This is a genomic window from uncultured Spongiibacter sp. (assembly GCF_964011655.1).
Taxonomy (GTDB): Bacteria; Pseudomonadota; Gammaproteobacteria; order Pseudomonadales; family Spongiibacteraceae; genus Spongiibacter; species Spongiibacter marinus.
Window position 1 is genome coordinate 38,432 of the sequence record NZ_CAXGPO010000006.1, and the last position, 18,017, is coordinate 56,448.

An 18,017-nucleotide genomic window follows, 5' to 3' on the forward strand; every position below is an offset into this window, starting at 1 on the left:
GCCTTCCTGTAGCGGTAATGAGTGGAAATTAACTATGGAATTTTTCGCGATTTTGATCGCTTGGGGTGCGGTACAGTTCTGGGGTAGCGCGGAACTGTTCCAGCGCGATAGTTGGGTGGTGCAATACCGTCAGCTGCTGAAAGGATTTGCCAGTCCCGCTCTTCGTTTGGGGCTTTTTGTATTAGTGCCGGTGTTATTACTGGCGCTGCTGTTGTGGTTGATTGCTCCGCTCGTTTTTGGCTTACCGCTGTTCTTAATTAGCGTGGCGGTATTGCTATACAGCCTGGGAAGGGGAGACTTTCAAATACAGCTGCGCCTCTACCTAAACAGCTGGCAGCGCGGAGATTTAGAAGGGGCCTTCCTCTATGGTCAGCACTTTAGTGAGGAGCTCTGTGACAGCGGTGCGGACAATGCCCTGCAAATGCACAACGCCGTGCGCAAGGCCGTGTTCTATCAGGGGTTTGAGCGCTGGTTTGCGGTGGTGTTTTGGTTTTTTGCCTTGGGACCGGCAGCGGCATTGCTCTACCGTTTGGTGTTCATGACCGCGCAAGATGCCCTTGCCAGTCAGCAAGAGCGGGATTTAAGTAAAAACTTACTCTACTACCTGGAGTGGTTGCCCGCCCGCCTGCTCGGTTTTGCCTTCGCACTGATTGGCGATTTCGAGGGGTGCTTTGGGAAATGGCGGGCTATGGTGCTGGGGGATCTACCCAGCGACGCTTACCTGGATGAGCTGGGAAGCTGTTCTATGGCCTCAGCGGTGAACGCTGAGCTCGATGGTGATCAATTCGTTCAGCAGGCAGCGCAAGAGTTGCAAAAAGTGCAGCAGTTACTTTCTCGCAGCCTACTGTGTTGGATCGCCGTGATGGCGTTAATGCAGTTGTTCTAGGGCGTGCTAAAACAATGAGTGTTAACAGGCCCTAGGTATGCGTATTGGCATTGATCTCGGCGGCACCAAAATTGAGGCCGTCGCCATGGACGACGGCGGCGACATTCTTTACCGGCAACGCACGCCGACTCCTCGCGATAATTACGCCGTCATTCTCCGTGCTATTGCCGACCTTGTTGAACGCGTTGAAACGACGCTCGGCCAGACGGGCAGTATTGGTATTGGCACGCCGGGCGCCGCCTCAGCGGTCGACGGCAGGATGAAAAATTGCAATACCACCTGTTTGAACGGGCAAGCGCTACAGCGGGATTTAGAGGCGTTGATGCAGCGCCCGCTGCGCCTGGCGAACGATGCGAACTGTTTCGCCTTGTCTGAGGCGGTTGACGGCGCGGGGCAGAATGCGAGCAGTGTCTTTGGTGTCATTATTGGGACCGGCATTGGCGGTGGCTTAGTGTTTTCTAAGCAGCTTCACGTGGGCGCAAATGCCATCGGGGGAGAGTGGGGGCATAACCTTATGCCAGGCGCTGACGAGGGGCGACAGTGTTATTGTGGTCGCCGCGACTGCATAGAAACCTACCTCAGCGGCGCAGGTCTGCTGCAGAGTTACCAGCGGAATCAGGGGTGTGCTGACAACGTACAAGGCATTGTGGCTGACGCCGAAGCCGGTAGCGAGCGCGCTCGTGCGCAGCTTGACGATTACTGCGAAAAGCTGGCCAGAGCCCTGGCATTAGTCGTCAATACGGTCGACCCAGAAGCGATTGTGTTAGGCGGTGGCCTTTCTAATATTCCACTGCTCTATACCAAGGTGCCTGAATTATGGGACAAGTGGGTATTCAGTGACCAATGCCGCACGCAATTATTGCCCGCGCGCTATGGTGATAGCAGCGGCGTTCGCGGTGCGGCCTGGCTGTGGTGAGTTAGCGTTTATCGGCGGGTTGCCAAAGTACTTCATTGTCGCCATTGCGGCGCGCAAGTAGTCGCGCCATCACAAATAAAAAGTCAGAGAGGCGATTGAGGTACTGCCTGCTAGTGTCGTTGATGGCTGTCTCGCGGTGCAGGGCAACAAGGCTGCGCTCCGCGCGACGGCAAATGGCTCGAGCAAGGTGGCAGGCAGCGGCGGGTTTATTGCCGCCGGGTAAGATAAAGTTCTTCAGTGGCGGCAGGTCGTCGTTGAGGGTGTCCAGGCTCTCTTCAAGTTCGCCGATGCGCTCTGCACTAACCAGGGTGTAGCCCGGTACAGCGAGTTCACCGCCAAGGTCGAAAAGGTCGTGCTGAATGCGTGCCAGTAGGCGAGCGTAGTCGTCTTGCTCGGGGAGTTCGGCAATCAGTACGCCCACTTGTGAATTGAGTTCATCTACTGTGCCTATCGCCTCCATTCTGGCGTGATCTTTGTCAATCCGCGAGCCGTCGCCCAAGCCCGTTGTCCCGTCGTCTCCGGTGCGGGTATAAATCTTGGATAAACGGTGTCCCATATTTCCCTCTGCTGACTGCTGTCTTGTAGAATGACGTGCCGGTGCGGAATTTCGCTGCCGGCGTAAGTATACGTGACTTACAGAAACTGGGCAGCCGAGTGCCCATAAAAACGATAATAGGAGTCAGGGTGCTGGAATTATATTTAGGTGGTGCGCGGTCTGGTAAAAGCCGCTTGGCGGAACAGCGCGCCTGCGACAGTGGCCGGGAATTGATCTACATCGCCACAGCAACCGCGGGGGATGCTGAAATGGCTGCACGTATTGCCCATCATCGGCAGCAGCGTGCAGGCTGCGGTTGGCACACCGTTGAAGCGCCTGAGCAGCTTTGCCAAGCCATTGCCGAACACGCCGCTGAAAACCGATGCATCTTGGTAGACTGTTTAACGCTGTGGTTGAGCAACTGGCTCATTAAAGATGATGAGCAGCAATGGCAGGGTGTAAGAGCCGGGTTTCTGCAGTGTATCCAGCGTAATCCAGGGCAGGTGATACTGGTCAGCAATGAAGTTGGTCAAGGCGTTGTTCCCACTGGAGCGCTGACTCGCCGCTTTGTAGATGAAGCGGGCCGCTTACATCAGGACATCGCCGCTGTCGCCGACCGGGTGGTATTTGTTACAGCAGGCTTGGAACAAGTGTTAAAAGGGAAATAACCGTGACTGAGTGGTATTTAGAGGCGGCGCCAGAGCCGGACGAGGAAATGCGCGCCGCTGCGCAGCAGCATCAAGACAATTTGACCAAGCCGCGTGGGGCTCTGGGGCGACTAGAAGATGTTGCCGTGCAACTGTCGGCGGTTCAGCGCACGTTGACTCCCAGGCTTGATCGGGCATTTATCGCAGTTTTTGCCGCTGATCACGGCGTCGCTGCCGAGGGCGTGTCGGCGTATCCCCAAACGGTAACCGCCGAGATGGTGCGTAATTTTGCCAGCGGTGGCGCGGCAATCAGTGTGTTGGCCGACAGCGTCGGCGCGTCGTTTAAAGTGGTGAACACCGGAACAGTGTACGCGATTGAAGACCTGCCCAATGTGGTTGATCGGCGCGTGGCTGCCGGAACACAAAATATGTGTGTCACCGAGGCGATGGATCGTGAGCAGTGCCTGGAGGCCTTTGCCGTGGGCCGGGATATTATTGATGAGGCGGGGGAAATTGATATCTTCCTCGGCGGTGAGATGGGCATCGCCAACAGTACCTCTGCTGCGGCACTTGCGGTGGCGCACACGCGGCTGTCGGCAACGGCAATGGTGGGGCGCGGTACCGGTATTAGTGAGCAGGGCTTAGCCAAAAAAGCGGCGGTGGTCACGCGAGCAATGTCGCGGCACTTGCCGCATATGAAAGACGGCGTCGAAACCTTGCGGCGTATCGGTGGATTAGAAATTAACGCCTTGGTGGGGGCCTATATTCGCGCCGCGCAGAAAGGCATCGTTGTTTTGGTTGATGGCTATATTTGCACGGCGGCAGCAATTTCTGCCGTGAAGGTGAACCCTTCTATTCGACCGTGGCTGTTCTTTTCTCATTGCTCGGCTGAGCCCGGCCACAAGCGACTTTTAGCGAAAATGGACGCGCAGCCGCTGTTAGAGCTGGATATGCGCTTGGGCGAGGGCAGCGGTGCCGCACTGGCTCTGCCAATTTTGCGTGCGGCCTGTCGACTGCACAACGATATGGCTAGCTTTGAGCAAGCCGGAGTAAGTCGAGGTAGCGACGCGTGACGGTAACAAGCAGCCGCATTGACCTGCTGCGTCACGGCGCCTGCGAGGGCGGCGAGATATTTCGCGGCAGTACCGATGTTGCCTTGAGCGAAACCGGCTGGTCGCAAATGCGTGACAAAGTCGCCAGCGTGGACGAGCCTCACTGGGATCATATTGTCACCTCGCCGTTGCAACGCTGTGCGCGTTTTGCTGAAGAGCTTTCTAGCAAACGCGGCATCGCTCTCTCGGTGGACGAGAACTTGCGCGAGATTCATTTTGGCGACTGGGAGGGGCTGCCGCACAGTGAAGCCCAACAGCGAGACCCAGAGGTGTGGCGTAAGTTTTGGCAGTCACCGGATTCGGCCAGCCCGCCCAATGGCGAGGCGATGAGTGACTTTTGCGCGCGGGTGACAGGAGCACTGGATACCATTGCCCAGCAGCACAGTGGGCAGTCGGTATTGCTGGTGGTGCACGGCGCGGTTATCCGCGTGATGATATGCCATTGGTTGGGTATGCCAATGGGCGCAATGACGCGGCTATCGGTGCCCTATGCCGGCTTTAGCCGCTTTCATATTTACCACCAAGATGGTCGGGAGCCGTGGGTGCAGTTGCATAGCCACGGCTAGGCCTTCAGTGGTGTGGATTACGGGCGTTCGATTTTCGGGGCGGATAGCGCCTTACTGCCTGCAATAAACCACTTGCCGTCCCGGCGCACAAATTGATAACGGGCGTGATGGCGCTGGGTTTCCCCGGCTTTGAAACTACCAAAACTGCTTTTGTACTGTTTGTATTCCATATTGAAAGGCGCGAGCTTTCGCATGCCGACCACAGTGTCGAAGTCTTCAGGGAAGCGCAGCGTCACATAGACGTCAGCGCTAGCGGACTCGCCGCCGTCGTTTTTATTCAAGACCTCGACACTCTCCAACTCGAAAAATGCGGGCTCAGCCAATTCGGCGATGTTTATCTTTAACAATTCTTGCACGGTGTAGTCGGTAAATGCGATGGGCTTCTGGCTGCAGGCAGCCAGCACTATCGCTGCGGCAAACACTGCGAAAATGCGGCGTAATGCAAAGGGAAAAATACACATAAATAGGTAGCTCGTTAGAAACATAACTGTCATCTTTGGGCAGTAGGCTCCTCTGCGTGCGAGATTTGCATGCTTCACGCCCTGTTTGATGACAACGAGTACACTATGGATCGCCGACTATTTATCAAAGCGCTTACTACTGCCAGCATTGGCATACCTATACTGACAGCCTGCGGGGGCGGTAGCAATAACAGCGGCGGTGGCGGTGGTACCGGTGGCGGCGTAACGCCAAGTGCGGGGCTGCAGTTTGAACACGGTGTTGCCAGTGGTGACCCCTTGGACGACCGCGTAATTTTATGGACGCGAGCAACGCCAGCGCTTGGCCACACCGGCGATATTACGGTGCTGTGTGAAATCGCCGAAGATCCGGGTTTCGAGCGCATTGTGCTTTCAGAAACCCTGAGTAGTAATGCCAATCGCGACTACACAGTAAAGTTTGACGCTGCCGGCCTACTGGCTGACCGACGCTACTGGTACCGGTTTAAAGGTGCCGACAGCAGCTCACCGGTTGGCCGCGCGCGAACCTTGCCCCTGCCAGGTCAATACACTGACCGCCTGCGCTTTGCCGTGTGCTCGTGTAGCAGCTATCCCCACGGTTACTTCTCGGTATACCGCATGATGGCAAACCGCGCCGACCTCGACTTTGTCATGCACCTGGGCGACTACATCTACGAATATGGCCAGGATGAGTACGGCGACCATCCAGAACGTCTGCTCGATCCGGCCCATGAAATTGTCAGCCTGGACGATTACCGGCGCCGCTATGCGTTATACCGTCGCGACGTCGACCTTCAGGCCGCTCATGCCACTCACTCCTTTGTTACGGTATGGGACGACCATGAAACCACCGACAATTCTTATAAAGATGGCGCGAACAATCACAACGAGGGCGAAGGTGATTGGTTTGAGCGTAAACGCTTAGCGATTCAGGCCTATTTTGAATGGCTGCCGATCCGTCCGCCAACCGCAAGTCAGGACAGTATCTACCGCGCCTTCCGCTTTGGCGATCTGGCTGACTTTGTCATGCTCGATACCCGTTTGGAAGGCCGGGAAAAGCAGCTCGATAACCCGGTTGATCCGGCGCGCATTGAGCAACGTGACCTGCTGGGGCAAACGCAAAAAGACTGGTTTAAAAATCAGTTGGCGGTGTCTCAGGGGATATGGAAATTCGTCGGTCAGCAAGTCATGTTTGCGCAGCTGCAGATCCTTGAGTTGCAACGCCTGCTGCCAGGTGTCCCGACTAACGATTTCAGCCCGCTCATTGCCGTCAATATGGACCAATGGGACGGCTACCCCACCGAGCGCGAAGAGATACTCGATTTCATCGACGAGCAAGGTATTCAAAACACCGTAATTCTAACCGGTGATATCCACACCAGTTGGGCGAATGAGGTGTATAAAAGCAGTGCGATCTTGACCAGCGGTGTATTGGATGAGCCCTTGGCCGTCGAGTTCGTGACCAGCAGCATTACCTCGCCCGGCTTCCCAGACGGCGCCGCCGAGTTGGTATCGGCAGTGCTGCCCGTGGCGAACCCGCACATGAAATATACCGACCTGAAAAACAAGGGTTTCATCTTGATGGACGTCACTCGCGAACGCACACAGGCGGAGTATTACTACGCTGCTGATATCAGTCGCGCTGACCAGTCCGGGGTGGAAATGGACAAGGTTAAAACATTGTCTGTGAATGCCGGCAGCAGCCGCTTAGTCGAAGATACCCCAGTGAGCCGTCCGCGTAGCTAAGCCGCTGTAACAGAAAAGGAAGTAGATAAATGTCTCATTTGTACAACGCACTGGGTCGCGCTCTGGTATTTGGCGCAGCGGTGGCCTTGAGTGCCTGCGGTGGTTCCTCATCAAGCAGTAATAGCGTTTCGACGCCTGGTGTTGATAACGGCGTTGAGCAACCCGTTGATGGCAACGCCGACACCCTGCGCTTTATTTTGCTGGGTGACAGCGGCAGCGGCAGCGATGGTGCCTATGCAGTCGGGCAGGCGATTGAAAAGGTCTGCGCGGCTCGCGGGTGCGACCTTGTTCTTGGATTGGGCGATAATATCTATGAGTCCGGGGTGAGCTCGGTGATGGATAGCCAGTTCGAAGAAAAGTTTGAACAGCCTTTTTCCCCCGTTGATCTGCCGTTCTATTTTGTTTTGGGTAACCACGACAACACCGAATTTTTCGGTGGCGATGGTGCGGGAAATGCCAACGGTGATTTCCAGGTTGATTACCATTATCGCGACAGCGAACACCCCGATGCGCCCCGCGCCAGCGACCGCTGGAAGATGCCTGATCGCTATTACCGTTTTACTCAGGGGCAGCAGGAAAATGGCCAGCCCTTGGTGGAGTTCTTCGCCATTGACTCCAGCCAGGTGGCTGGCGGTTTCCCCGATAGCGATGAAAATTACGCCTACAACAGTTACGGTCTGGCGCAGGCGCGTTGGTTGAAAGCGTCAATCGATGCCAGTCAGGCCAAATGGAAAATGGTGTTTGCTCACCACCCCTATGTTTCCAATGGTAGCCACGGCAATGCCGGTAATTATGACGGCGTCCCCGGCTTCTTGCTGCCGGTTCTCGCGGGCGAGCGCTACAAGGCTTTCTTAGAAGAAACCATGTGTGACCGTGCCGACTTTTTCTTTGCGGGCCACGACCACGACCTGCAGTGGCTAATGCCGACGCCATCGTGTGGAAAGACGGAGTTCATTCTATCTGGCGCGGGAAGTAAAACCCGCAGCCTGGTGCGGCGCGACGAAAATCCCGTGTTCTACGAGCGCGGCGACAGCTACGGGTTTTTCTGGGTAGAAATCAAAGGTGACCGCATGCGTGGTGAGGCCTATGAGGTTGATCCCAATGACCCTGCTTTAGGACTGGGCTCGCTCTCCGACCCCCAGCCGGCTTATGGCCGTCAGACACCGCAACAGCCCTCACAGGGACTGGCGGCAAGCGATGCCTTTAGCAACCCCTTGCAGGGCGATCCGAGCTTTGATGTGTCGTCGGAGCAGGGCAACCTCGACCCTGTGCAGGAGCAATTGCGCGCTGGTTTTGATGGTTTGGCTGCAGCCGTACCGGAAGAGAATCTGGCGGCAGTCATTGCCTCGGTGGGCGCTGCGACGGAAGGCTTGATTGAAGTCGTGGACGCGCTGGCAAGTGGCGCCCAAGCCGCTGCGACAGAGCAAAACCCGGAATTGATACTGGCGGGTTCTGCCAGGGCGTCGCAGGCATTGCTGTACTCGTTGCAGCAGTTGCAAGCCATTGCCGACCGCGATGATTTGCCCGCACCGTTTGATCAGTTAGCGCCAGCACTGGATGCTTTCAAAGCCGCCAACAACCAAGATGGTGAACAGCCGCCCGCGGACTTGCGCAGTTTGACTGACCCGCTGCGGGGCCTGGCTGGCAATATTCAGGGCATAGTCGATGCCATTGAAGAAGAGGCCGGTATCGTCCCGGTGGTGGGTGGCAGCTTTGCCCTGCTGTCCGAGCTATTACTGGACGTGGGCCGCAGCATCGACGCCATCGGCAATGTCAGCGTTAGCGAGCTGGGGCAAGTGCTGTCTTCTACCGTGGAAGACCTGTTGAATAATATTCTCGTGGGTGTGATCCCCATTGAGCAGTTTGCGCCGGCTGAAGTGACTCAGGCCATCGGTTTGGGGCCGGCCTTCCTGAGCAGCGCTTTGCTGGCCGTCACCCGAGAATTGGGCTTCCATATTGATAACTTGCTGTTGTCTCAGTTGGATCCGCTGATCGGCGCTCTGGATCAACTGCTGTTGCGGCCGCTGTTTGATGCCTTAGCGGGACTGTCTGAATTCTAGTGAGCAGGTATGGAGCAGTTTATCGAGATCGATGTGCTGCTCCACGCTGTCGGCAATGCGGTCTAGGTTCGTTTCTATGACCGCGTCGTAATTGTAGGCAGCCTGCTCGGTGGCACCAGCCCAGGTGAGCAGCTGTTGCCGAGCGTGGTCATCGTCGAACAAACCGTGGATATAGCTGCCCAGTACTTGTCCGTCGTCGCTAATGGCGCCGTCAAGGTGGCTTCCCAAATCGGCAAAATGGCGCGCGAGGCCGGCGCCCTCACTGACCCCAGCGTGAATTTCATAACCGCGAATTGAGGTCGCTTTGTCGTTGAGGTAGCAGTGCCCGCTGACTTGGCGCAGGGTTTTCTCGCTGGCCAGTGTGGTGGTGATATCAAGAAGGCCTAAGCCCTCACTGCTACCGGCTGGGCCTTCAATACCCAGCGGGTCGTGCAGTTCACTGCCCAGCATTTGAAAGCCGCCGCAAATCCCCAACACTTTGCCACCGTAACGCAAATGACGTTTGAGCTGATCGGCCCAGCCATTGTCGCGCAGCTGTTGTAAGTCAGCGCGCACGCTTTTGCTGCCGGGTAGGATGAGCAAGTCGCAAGGCGGCAGTGCATCGCCCTTGCGCACGAAGCAAAGGTCAACATTGGGGTGCAGGCGAAGGGCGTCGAAGTCGGTGTGATTACTGGTGCGGGGCAATACCGGTACCGCCACCCGCAAACTGACATTCTCGCGAATTTGCTGGGTATCAATGGCATCTTCGGCTTCCAGGTGCAGGTCGTGCAAATAGGGCAGTACACCTAATACCGGCTTGCCGGTGCGCGCTTCCAGCCAGTCCAATCCGGATTGCAGCAGGGCAATATCGCCGCGAAAACGGTTGATGACGAATCCAACAACCCGCGCTTGTTCGCTTTCTGACAACAACTCCAGCGTGCCCACCAAATGCGCGAAAACGCCACCGCGATCGATATCCGCAATCAGTATCACCGGGCAGTCAACCGCTTCTGCAAACCCCATGTTGGCAATATCGTTCGCGCGAAGATTGATTTCAGCGGGGCTGCCGGCGCCCTCCACCACAACCCAGTCGTATTGTTGAGAAAGGCGCTGGTGGGACGCCAATACCGCCTTTCGCGCAGTCGCTTTATAGCCGTGGTAGTCCTGCGCCTCCATATTGCGCAGGGCCTGCCCATGAATTATCACTTGTGCGCCGGTGTCACTATTGGGTTTAAGCAGAACCGGGTTCATATCGCTGTGGGGGGCTAGTCCGCAAGCCCGCGCCTGCACGGCCTGGGCGCGGCCGATTTCCTTGCCATCGGGGGTGACGGCGCTGTTAAGCGCCATATTCTGTGGCTTGAACGGCGCGACATGTAAGCCGCGGCGATGCAGGGCGCGACACAGTGCGGCGACGAGAACGCTTTTGCCGGCATCGGAGGTGGTGCCCTGAACCATTAGCGTATTAGTCATCGTCTGCCTCGTTCTCGGTTTGCCAGCCATCCTCCATAATGAGTGTGTGGAGGGGGCGGCGTTGATCCCACTGCGCCGTCTCCAGCATTGGGCGGTCGTAAAACTCCTCTACGGGTCCCAGACACAGCAGGGCAATGGGGTGGCTACCGTCCGGCATTTTTAGCAGTGCCTTCAAGGGTTCTGGCTCAAATAGCGATACCCAGCCCATCCCTAAGTTTTCGGCGCGTGCAGCCAGCCAAAGGTTTTGTATGGCGCAGGCGGCGGACGCCAGGTCCATTTCCGGCAGGGTGCGGCGGCCGAACAGGTAGCGCTCTCGCTGGTCGCACAGCGCCACCACAATGAGTTCGGCGCACTCGCGTATACCTTCTACCTTTAGCTGTAAAAACTCACTACCGCGTTCTTCCAGTGCCTCGGCTGAGGCAGTGATCTCCTGCTGCACCAAGTCATAGAGTTGTTCCCGGAGCCGGGGCTTGCGGATGCGGATAAATCGCCAGGGTTGCATGTAGCCGACGCTGGGCGCTTGGTGTGCGGCGCTTAGCAGGCGTGTCAGTGTGGTGTCGTCAATCTCGCCACCGGTGAAGTGACGCATATCCCGCCGCGCGGCAATCACGCGATAGATGGCGTCGATATCGTCGCGGCTAAAGTCAGTTTTCATTGCCGGTATGTCGCTGAGTGCGGGGAATAAAAACGCGCTGGCCTTGGTCTTCGAGTACGGTAAGTGGTTGCCGATACAGTTTTTCCAGGGCGGGGGCTTGCAGCATGATCGAGGCGTCTCCCCAGCAGGCATTGCCGTCGGGGTAGAGCAGAAGTAGCTGATCGCAGTACCGCGCTGCCAGGTTGATGTCGTGCAGGCAAAGCAGAACGGCATTTCCCTGTGCGGCCTGTTCGCGCATCATCGACATAACGGCGACTTGGTGGTGAAGGTCCAAGTGATTACCGGGCTCGTCGGCCAGCCAAATATCCGCTTGCTGAGTCATGGCGGTGGCAATGGCCAGGCGCTGTTTTTCGCCGCCGGAAAGGCTGCTCACCAGGCGCTGCTCCATGCCACTTAACTCCATTCGCGCAAGTGCGGCGCGAGCGATCTCAAGGTCCTCGGCAGACTCCATATCCCAGGCGCTTAAGAAGGGGTGGCGGCCGATCATCACCGATTCCATCACCGTTGCCGGGAAGCTGTCCGAGCGCTCCTGAAAGACAACAGCCATTTGCTGGGCGATTTGCCGCCGGCGCAGCCGTTGAATGGCCGAACCTGCGAGATATACCGTACCTTTACGAGGTTTGCGCAGTCCGGCCAGGGTATGGAGTAGGGTGGTTTTACCCGCGCCGTTGGGGCCGAGAACGCCCCAAACTTCGCCGCGCTGAATCGCAAAGTTAAGCTCGCTGCCATCGCTGCGACCCGGCACATCAATGCAAAGCTGGGCGGCTTGTAACAAGACCTCGCTCACTATCGGCTCCGGTATAACAGTAGCAAGAAGGTGGGAACGCCGAGCAGGGCGGTGATAACGCCAACGGGCAATTGCTCCGGTGCGATGATGGTTCTGGCCAGCGTATCTGCCAAGGTGAGCAGTGCACCGCCTGCCAAGGCGCAGGCGGGGAGAATCAGCCGCTGGTCATTCCCCAATATCAGCCGCAGCATATGTGGCACGACCAAGCCAACAAAGCCGATGCTGCCGGCGGTGGTGACCGCCAAAGCGGTGAGTAGGCTGGCGGCAATATAAATACTCCACTCCATGGGCTTAACGGCAACGCCCAGCGCGGCTGCTTGCAGCGGGCCGCGCGCCATTGCATTGAGGCTGCGCCCGAGTGGCAGCAGAAGCAGAGACAGAGCGAGTAGAGTCGTCAGTGCTGGCCACGGGCTGCGAGCATAGGCGAGATCCCCCATCAGCCAGAACAGCATGCCGGGCAGGCTTTCGGTGGGGGCAATGGCAAGCATAAAGGTGACCACGGCTCCCCATCCCGCCGCAATAACCACACCGGTAAGCAGTAAGCGTGTGGGTGTCCAGCTGCCGGTGCCGTGGGCTAAGCCGAATACCGTGATCGCCGATACAATGGCGCCGATGAAAGCCGAGCCTGAAACCGCCGCACTGCCCAGACCAAGCAGCATGGCGCTCAGGGCGCCCACCGCCGCGCCACCGGAAAGGCCGAGCACATAGGGGTCCGCCAGCGGGTTGCGCAGCAGCACTTGCATAAGTGCGCCCGCCACGGCCAGTAGCCCGCCGGTGGCAAAGGCGGCGAGGCTGCGCGGTAATCGCAGGTCGAATATCAGGGTGTGGTGTAGGGGTTCTCCCTCTCCTTGCAGCACCGCCCACAGCTCCGCGGTGCTAATGGCGACACTCCCAGTGCTTACACTAAGCGCAACGGCCAACAGCGCGCCGAGGCTGAGCAGGGCGAGTGCGGGTAGCAGGCGCGGGGTGTGATAGCTAGCGGCGGCCACGTGCGGTGTCCAGGTGCTGGCACAGCATACGGGTGCCGCTGAGGAGTCTTGGTGTTGGCCGTTGCAGGGTAGAGGGCGGAATAAAGAACAGATTATCTCTCTGCACGGCCAGCAGGCCTGAGTAGGGGCGCCAGTCGTCCAGCCAGCTGCGATTTTCTTCTCCCATGCCGCCGGCGATAATGGCTTCGGGGTTGGCGGCTAATACGGCCTCGTGGTCGATGCGAGCAGCCAAGCGCGGCAGGTTGCCAAAGACGTTTATGCCGCCGCACAGGCGTGTCGCTTCGCTAATTAGGTGTTGGTCGTTAACCGTCATTAAGGGGTTAACCCAAATTTGCTGAAAAACGCGAACGCTCTCAGCGTTCTGGTACTGCTTGCGTAAGGCGGATATGCCTTGGTCAAAATGCTCGGCGGCGGCATTTGCTGCGGGCTCGCTGCCGGCCAGCTCGCCAAAACGGCGCAGGGTGCGACTAACATCGTCAAAGCCGCGCAGCTCGCTGTAATACACCTTAAGCCCCAGTGCTTCGAGTTGCGCCAGTTGCTCTGTCGGGTTGCCACTGTGCCAGCCGATTAGCAGATCTGGTGTTAAGCTGAGAATCGCTTCAAGATCAAAACGGTTGTAGCTTCCTACTCTCGGCAGGGCTTTCGCTTCATCAGGGTGGTCACTAAAGCTGACGGCGGCGATTAATTTATCGCCCGCGCCTGCGGCATAGAGCAGCTCCGTCGCACCGGGTGACAGGGCGATAATGCGCGCAGCCGGAGCATCCAGGCAAACCTTTACGTTGCGGTCATCGTCAACGCAGCGCTCACTGCCGGCGTTTGCTATGTGCGCGAGCAGTAGGCTGAGTACGACAAGTAGGCGGCGCATCAATACTCCACGCCTTTTCTCGCCTTAATGCCCGCGCGAAAGGCGTGTTTTTTATCATCGATCATCGATACGGTGTCGGCCAGTTCTTTGAGGGCTGGCGGCGCACCACGGCCAGTAATAATCACGCTCTGCTCCCGAGGGCGGTTGCGCAGCGCTTCGTAGACTTCTTCGGCGTCGATGTATCCGTACTTCAGTATGTAGGTCAGTTCGTCGAGCAGCACCAAGTGTAATGAGGCATCGCTCAACAGTGTTTTCGTTTGCTGCCAGGCTTGCTGAGCGGCTTCGCGATCGCGTTCCCGGCTTTGTGTTTCCCAGGTAAAACCGGAGCCCATCACAATGAAAGGCACCTCGGGACAACGCTGTTGCAAGAAATTTCTCTCACCGCAATCCCAGGTCCCCTTAATGAACTGCACCACCGCGGCCTTGTAGCCGTGACCAATACAGCGAATCACCGTGCCAAAGCCCGAGCTGGATTTCCCCTTGCCCGGCCCGCTTAAGACGATAAGCACGCCGCGCTCTTCGGTCGCTTTCGCGACCTTGGCGTCGATCAGTGCCTTCTTCTTCTGCATGCGCTGTTGGTGGCGCTTCTCTTCTTCATTCATTGTGACGGAGCTCCATCGCAGTCTACGCGTTCGCCTTAGGGGGCGTAGGTGACGCTTAGCAGGGCTTCACGCCCAATTGACTCATAGTTGCCGAGGCTGAAGTGTCTGGCGCTAACGTAGTCTTTGTCAAACAGGTTCTTTACCAGCAGTTGCAACTTGAGGCTGTCATTGATCTGGTAAGAAACACCGGCATCGACCAGGCCGTAGCCCGGCAATTCGTCGGTATTGCTGGTGTTTTCGTAGCGGTCACTGGTCAAGCGAACACTGGCATTGACTCCCCATTGCTGCCATTGGCGGTCAACATCGATGTTCACCTGACTATCGGCGCGGCGGCGCAACTCCTTGCCTGAATTTTTATCTTCAGTATCCAAGAGCGTTGCATTGGCTTCGATATGCCACTGTCTTACTACGGTTGCTAAGCTTAGCTCCAGGCCCTCGATGCGCGCTGATTCAATTTGGTCCGGCCCGAAGGTGGCTGGGTTGTATTGAATGAGCTTATCCACGTCATTGATGAAATAGTTAACGCTCCACTGCCCCCAGGCGTGTTTGCCGCGCAACTCCAGCTCCCGGTTTTTAGAGCTTTCAGGCTCGAGGTTGGGGTTGCCGTAGCCGGGGTAGTAGAGGTCGTTAAAAGTGGGGGCGTTGAAGCCCTCGCCGTAGGCGGCGATCAATTTCATGCCCATGGGTAAGTCCAATCCGGCGGCGGCGTTGCGGGTGTCGCTGGAGCCAAATTGTTCATTACTGTCGTGACGCCAGCCCAATGCGTAGTCGATGCGGCCATAGTCGGCCTGCCATTGCGCAAAGCCTGCATTGTTCTCGCGTTCGTCTTTGCCGTAGCTCAGCGTGCTATCGACCTCGTCATTAATATGCTCGCCACCCAGGGTGAGTACGTGGTGTTTACCGAGCTGCCAGTCATTCTGGGCAGTGAATTGCTTGCGAGTGGTTTCGAATACATCGCCGCGAAGATTCGCGGCAACCAACGCGGGGTCGCGATAGCGATAGCGCGTTTGGCTTTCATCGGTAGATTGGCCCGCGGTAAGCTTCAGTGCCCAGTTGTCGCTTAGCTGAAATTCACCGCGCAAACCCGCGACGGTAACCGTGCTGTCTGTGTAGGGCTCGCAGGCAAAGTTATTGGGAAACGGTGCGTAGCAGTTGGTGTCGTATTCGCTCTCGCTATCGCTGTGCTGGTACAGCGCGTGAACTTTGGCGCGTGCGTTAAAGCGATGTGACACGCTGAAATTGATAGCCTGCTGCTCAAAACCGTCGTCATCGCCGTGGCGCAGTGCCTTGCTTGTGGTGTTGTCGACGCCGTCGGTCTCCTCGTACAAGCCGCTTAGGCTGAACTGAGTGTCGGCGTTTCCGCCGTTTACGGCAGCAACCGTTTTAACAGTACCCTCGGTGCCCGCGCTAAGTTGTACAAAGGGTTTCACGCCATCGGTGTCGTGGTACTTCTTGGTGATGATGTTAATGACACCGCCAATCGCCTCGGAACCATACAAGGCTGAGCGAGGCCCGCGAACAATTTCTACGCGCTCGATCAGCTCCGGGGGCAAGTTAGTGAGCGAGGGACTGCCCAGTGTTGCTGAGCCTACCCGCACGCCGTCAACCAACAGCAGCGTATGATTACTTTGGTTGCCGCGAACAAACAAGCTGGTGGCGGCGCCGCGGCCACCATTGCGCACGAAGCTGATGCCAGCGGCGCGAGACAGCAATTCTTGCAGGTCGAGCGGTGCGATACGCTCGATATCGGCGCGCTCGAATACCGTGACTGGCGCCAGTACTTCGGCAATGCTTTGCTCAGTGCGCGTGGCGGTAACGACGGTGGTTTCTATTTCGCCGGCGCTGGTAATCAGCGGGCTGGATAAGGCTGCAAGCAGAGCAGTGTTCACAGCAAGTGGACGGTTTTTCATGACTTACCTCAAAGCTAAAAATAGGAAGCAATGAGGGAGGGATAGTGGTGATATACAAGTATATGACCGCTGATGAAGCCCTCCGCTACATCGGGTGATAACTGATTAGGCCGGTTCCGGGCTCTCACCAAAGGTGATTACCGTTGCGGGGGCAGCGTCGGTCTTGTCGAGTGGTCGACTCACCGAACTTCCCGTTTAACCCTCAAACTAATGTCTTTGGGCACCTAACACAGGCGGCGCAACTCTATTCGGGCGAGAAGGCGTTGTCAAATATTCAGCGCCAACGCTCGACTGCGGGCGCCAGGTTCGCAAGCTGGCGGGCTGGCTTGCCAGCCCTGCTTCCGTTGGTATTAATGGAGGTACTTGTCTAGGTCGATCAGTGACTTAGCATTTTCCTTTACCAGTATATCGATAATAAATTCCCGCTCAGGCGTGATGACTTTCATCTTGTGTTTTCCAGAAGGCATATTGGGTAATTTGGTTGGCGGCGTGCGAGAGATGCCGTTTATTTCCAGCTGAATATCGTTGCGGGTCGTCACGATTACGAGCACACCAGTCGATTGCACCACTTTTCCTGCGCCTAATTGTTCCGACATATTGCCCGAGGGTTGCATGTCGAAATCATAGGCAAAGGCGTCGTCGGCTTCTATTTGGACGCTAATCGTCTTGGCACCGAAGAAGTCCTTCCGAACTTGTATGGTGTGCCGACCCTCGGTGAGCTTGCCTACGTAGGGCGTGGCTTTACTTATCTTTCCGCTGGGCTTGCCATCGATGTATACGTCGACATTGTCCATGTTTGCGGTAAGGCGAATATAGCCGCTGCCAAGCTTTTCAAGCCGACTGATCTCTTGGTGGAGCTCCGTGCCATCAAAATAGCGCAAGGGGTAACTGGCGGTGCTGTGATTAGTGGAAAAGCTAAGCGGGACAGTAATTTCCTTGAGCCAAGCATCAATCAGGTGGTGGTATTTCTTTGGCAGCTGACTGAAAAAATGCGCCTTCGAAAAGCCGAGGTGCTTGTTGGCTGTCGCCACCTCTATTACGCCGTCATCTACCGTAATTGTCATACCGTCAGGTACATTACCAGCCCGGGGTTGAACCTGAGCCTTCACGCTGCGCTGGTTTTTGAGTACCCGCTTAAACAGTGCATCCTGCTTGACGATATTAACGACCGTATCTGTGATGTTGCGCTCATTGAGCTCGCCGCCAGGTGCTAGCCTTTTTAAGACATTACTCTGATAGCGATTTAGTCTTTCGCCGTTACGGTATGTTATGCAGCTGTGCAAAGCCGACATGTCTAGGCTGCACAGTATGGCATCACCCTGTTCCGGGACGGATACTTTACCTCCGCTCTCGAGGCGCTTTGTCGTCTCCCATATGAGGCTGGGTTTGCCACTGATACGCCGGTTGCGAGTGGTTGAGGTTTCGGCGCTATGCAGCGGTGACAATAACTCGGTCAGTGCCTGGCTTTGCTCCAGGTAAAGGCGCTTCTTCTTTTTTGCGCCGGCGACGCGATGTTTGTAGTCGTCGTCAGAAAACGCCGCCCAGGATTGAATGTAGTCAATGCTCTTGATGTGCGACTCGGTGAGATTCGCCTCGCGATCTATGGTGTACGCCAGGACAATTTGCTGGGGTGTTTCGGTGCGCGTTGAAATTTCAAATTTTTCCGCCTGTACGTCCATGTGCTCAACAATAATTTTTGTTTGATGGACAAGTTCGTCGGGGTAGTACTTGTAGTACTTTGTTGCACAGCCTGAGGAAAGGATAGCCAGCAGGCATAGAGTGAAAACAGAAAGTCCCTGTCGATAACGCGTCATTTGCCATGAGTCCTGAAAAA

Annotated in this window: 17 protein-coding genes and 1 riboswitch; of the genes, 7 read left to right on the top strand and 10 right to left on the bottom strand. The window is 56.7% G+C overall.

Features of this window, described 5'->3' with window-relative positions; translation table 11 throughout:
- Nucleotides 1-34 precede the first annotated feature (34 nt).
- On the top strand, nucleotides 35-886 hold the full coding sequence (gene ampE, locus ABNS66_RS04740) for a regulatory signaling modulator protein AmpE (protein ID WP_204997412.1): 852 nt from the start codon (nucleotides 35-37) through the stop codon (nucleotides 884-886).
- Between the two features lie 37 nt (nucleotides 887-923).
- On the top strand, nucleotides 924-1,802 hold the full coding sequence (locus ABNS66_RS04745; protein ID WP_286839264.1) for an ROK family protein: 879 nt from the start codon (nucleotides 924-926) through the stop codon (nucleotides 1,800-1,802).
- 1 nt (nucleotide 1,803) lies between these two features.
- On the opposite strand, the gene ABNS66_RS04750 is transcribed toward ABNS66_RS04745, so the two are convergent.
- Nucleotides 1,804-2,358, bottom strand: a complete 555-nt coding sequence (locus tag ABNS66_RS04750; protein WP_204997414.1) for a cob(I)yrinic acid a,c-diamide adenosyltransferase — start codon at nucleotides 2,356-2,358, stop codon at nucleotides 1,804-1,806.
- A gap of 128 nt (nucleotides 2,359-2,486) precedes the next feature.
- Between ABNS66_RS04750 and cobU the strand changes: the two genes are divergently transcribed.
- The 3 genes from cobU to cobC are packed head-to-tail and all read left to right on the top strand — an operon-like array spanning nucleotide 2,487 to nucleotide 4,662.
- Entirely contained in the window at nucleotides 2,487-3,005 is a 519-nt protein-coding gene (gene cobU, locus ABNS66_RS04755; protein ID WP_204997415.1) for a bifunctional adenosylcobinamide kinase/adenosylcobinamide-phosphate guanylyltransferase, read from the top strand.
- Nucleotides 3,006-3,007: 2 nt separating this feature from the next.
- Nucleotides 3,008-4,057 carry a nicotinate-nucleotide--dimethylbenzimidazole phosphoribosyltransferase gene (cobT, locus tag ABNS66_RS04760; RefSeq protein ID WP_348655235.1) on the top strand — a complete coding sequence of 350 codons (1,050 nt, stop codon included), beginning with the start codon at nucleotides 3,008-3,010 and terminating at the stop codon, nucleotides 4,055-4,057.
- Complete coding sequence (gene cobC / locus ABNS66_RS04765) at nucleotides 4,054-4,662, top strand: alpha-ribazole phosphatase (RefSeq protein WP_286839536.1); 609 nt, start codon at nucleotides 4,054-4,056, stop codon at nucleotides 4,660-4,662. The genes cobT and cobC overlap by 4 nt, the downstream gene beginning before the upstream one ends.
- A gap of 17 nt (nucleotides 4,663-4,679) precedes the next feature.
- On the opposite strand, the gene ABNS66_RS04770 is transcribed toward cobC, so the two are convergent.
- A complete protein-coding gene (locus ABNS66_RS04770; RefSeq protein WP_286839537.1) occupies nucleotides 4,680-5,156 on the bottom strand; it encodes a hypothetical protein in 477 nt (158 codons plus the stop codon).
- A 72-nt stretch (nucleotides 5,157-5,228) separates the two neighbouring features.
- Between ABNS66_RS04770 and ABNS66_RS04775 the strand changes: the two genes are divergently transcribed.
- Both ABNS66_RS04775 and ABNS66_RS04780 read left to right on the top strand, forming a co-directional pair.
- Entirely contained in the window at nucleotides 5,229-6,866 is a 1,638-nt protein-coding gene (locus ABNS66_RS04775) for an alkaline phosphatase D family protein (RefSeq protein WP_348655236.1), read from the top strand.
- Nucleotides 6,867-6,895: 29 nt separating this feature from the next.
- Nucleotides 6,896-8,926 carry a metallophosphoesterase gene (locus ABNS66_RS04780; protein WP_286839539.1) on the top strand — a complete coding sequence of 677 codons (2,031 nt, stop codon included), beginning with the start codon at nucleotides 6,896-6,898 and terminating at the stop codon, nucleotides 8,924-8,926.
- Here the strand turns inward: ABNS66_RS04780 and ABNS66_RS04785 are convergent.
- The 8 genes from ABNS66_RS04785 to ABNS66_RS04820 all read right to left on the bottom strand — a co-directional run bounded on the left by ABNS66_RS04785 (nucleotide 8,903) and on the right by ABNS66_RS04820 (nucleotide 17,997).
- Nucleotides 8,903-10,375: a cobyric acid synthase gene (locus tag ABNS66_RS04785; RefSeq protein ID WP_286839541.1), complete on the bottom strand. Its 1,473-nt coding sequence runs from the start codon at nucleotides 10,373-10,375 to the stop codon at nucleotides 8,903-8,905. The two genes, ABNS66_RS04780 and ABNS66_RS04785, sit on opposite strands and share 24 nt — an antisense overlap.
- Complete coding sequence (gene bluB, locus ABNS66_RS04790; RefSeq protein WP_286839569.1) at nucleotides 10,368-11,030, bottom strand: 5,6-dimethylbenzimidazole synthase; 663 nt, start codon at nucleotides 11,028-11,030, stop codon at nucleotides 10,368-10,370. Before bluB ends, ABNS66_RS04785 begins: the two co-directional genes overlap by 8 nt.
- On the bottom strand, nucleotides 11,020-11,817 hold the full coding sequence (locus ABNS66_RS04795) for an ABC transporter ATP-binding protein (protein WP_286839572.1): 798 nt from the start codon (nucleotides 11,815-11,817) through the stop codon (nucleotides 11,020-11,022). The genes bluB and ABNS66_RS04795 overlap by 11 nt, the downstream gene beginning before the upstream one ends.
- The gene (locus ABNS66_RS04800; protein ID WP_286693895.1) at nucleotides 11,817-12,806 is read right to left on the bottom strand and encodes an iron ABC transporter permease; all 990 of its coding nucleotides are present in this window, start codon (nucleotides 12,804-12,806) and stop codon (nucleotides 11,817-11,819) included. Before ABNS66_RS04800 ends, ABNS66_RS04795 begins: the two co-directional genes overlap by 1 nt.
- Entirely contained in the window at nucleotides 12,793-13,671 is an 879-nt protein-coding gene (locus ABNS66_RS04805) for a cobalamin-binding protein (protein ID WP_286839576.1), read from the bottom strand. Before ABNS66_RS04805 ends, ABNS66_RS04800 begins: the two co-directional genes overlap by 14 nt.
- Nucleotides 13,671-14,273, bottom strand: a complete 603-nt coding sequence (gene cobO, locus ABNS66_RS04810) for a cob(I)yrinic acid a,c-diamide adenosyltransferase (RefSeq protein WP_027874505.1) — start codon at nucleotides 14,271-14,273, stop codon at nucleotides 13,671-13,673. Before cobO ends, ABNS66_RS04805 begins: the two co-directional genes overlap by 1 nt.
- Nucleotides 14,274-14,308: 35 nt before the next feature.
- Nucleotides 14,309-16,183, bottom strand: coding sequence for a TonB-dependent receptor (locus ABNS66_RS04815; RefSeq protein WP_286839578.1), 1,875 nt, complete (start codon nucleotides 16,181-16,183; stop codon nucleotides 14,309-14,311).
- Between the two features lie 90 nt (nucleotides 16,184-16,273).
- A riboswitch (cobalamin riboswitch) is annotated at nucleotides 16,274-16,426 on the bottom strand.
- Nucleotides 16,427-16,533: 107 nt separating this feature from the next.
- Nucleotides 16,534-17,997, bottom strand: coding sequence for a PEGA domain-containing protein (locus ABNS66_RS04820; RefSeq protein WP_286839580.1), 1,464 nt, complete (start codon nucleotides 17,995-17,997; stop codon nucleotides 16,534-16,536).
- Nucleotides 17,998-18,017: the final 20 nt, after the last annotated feature.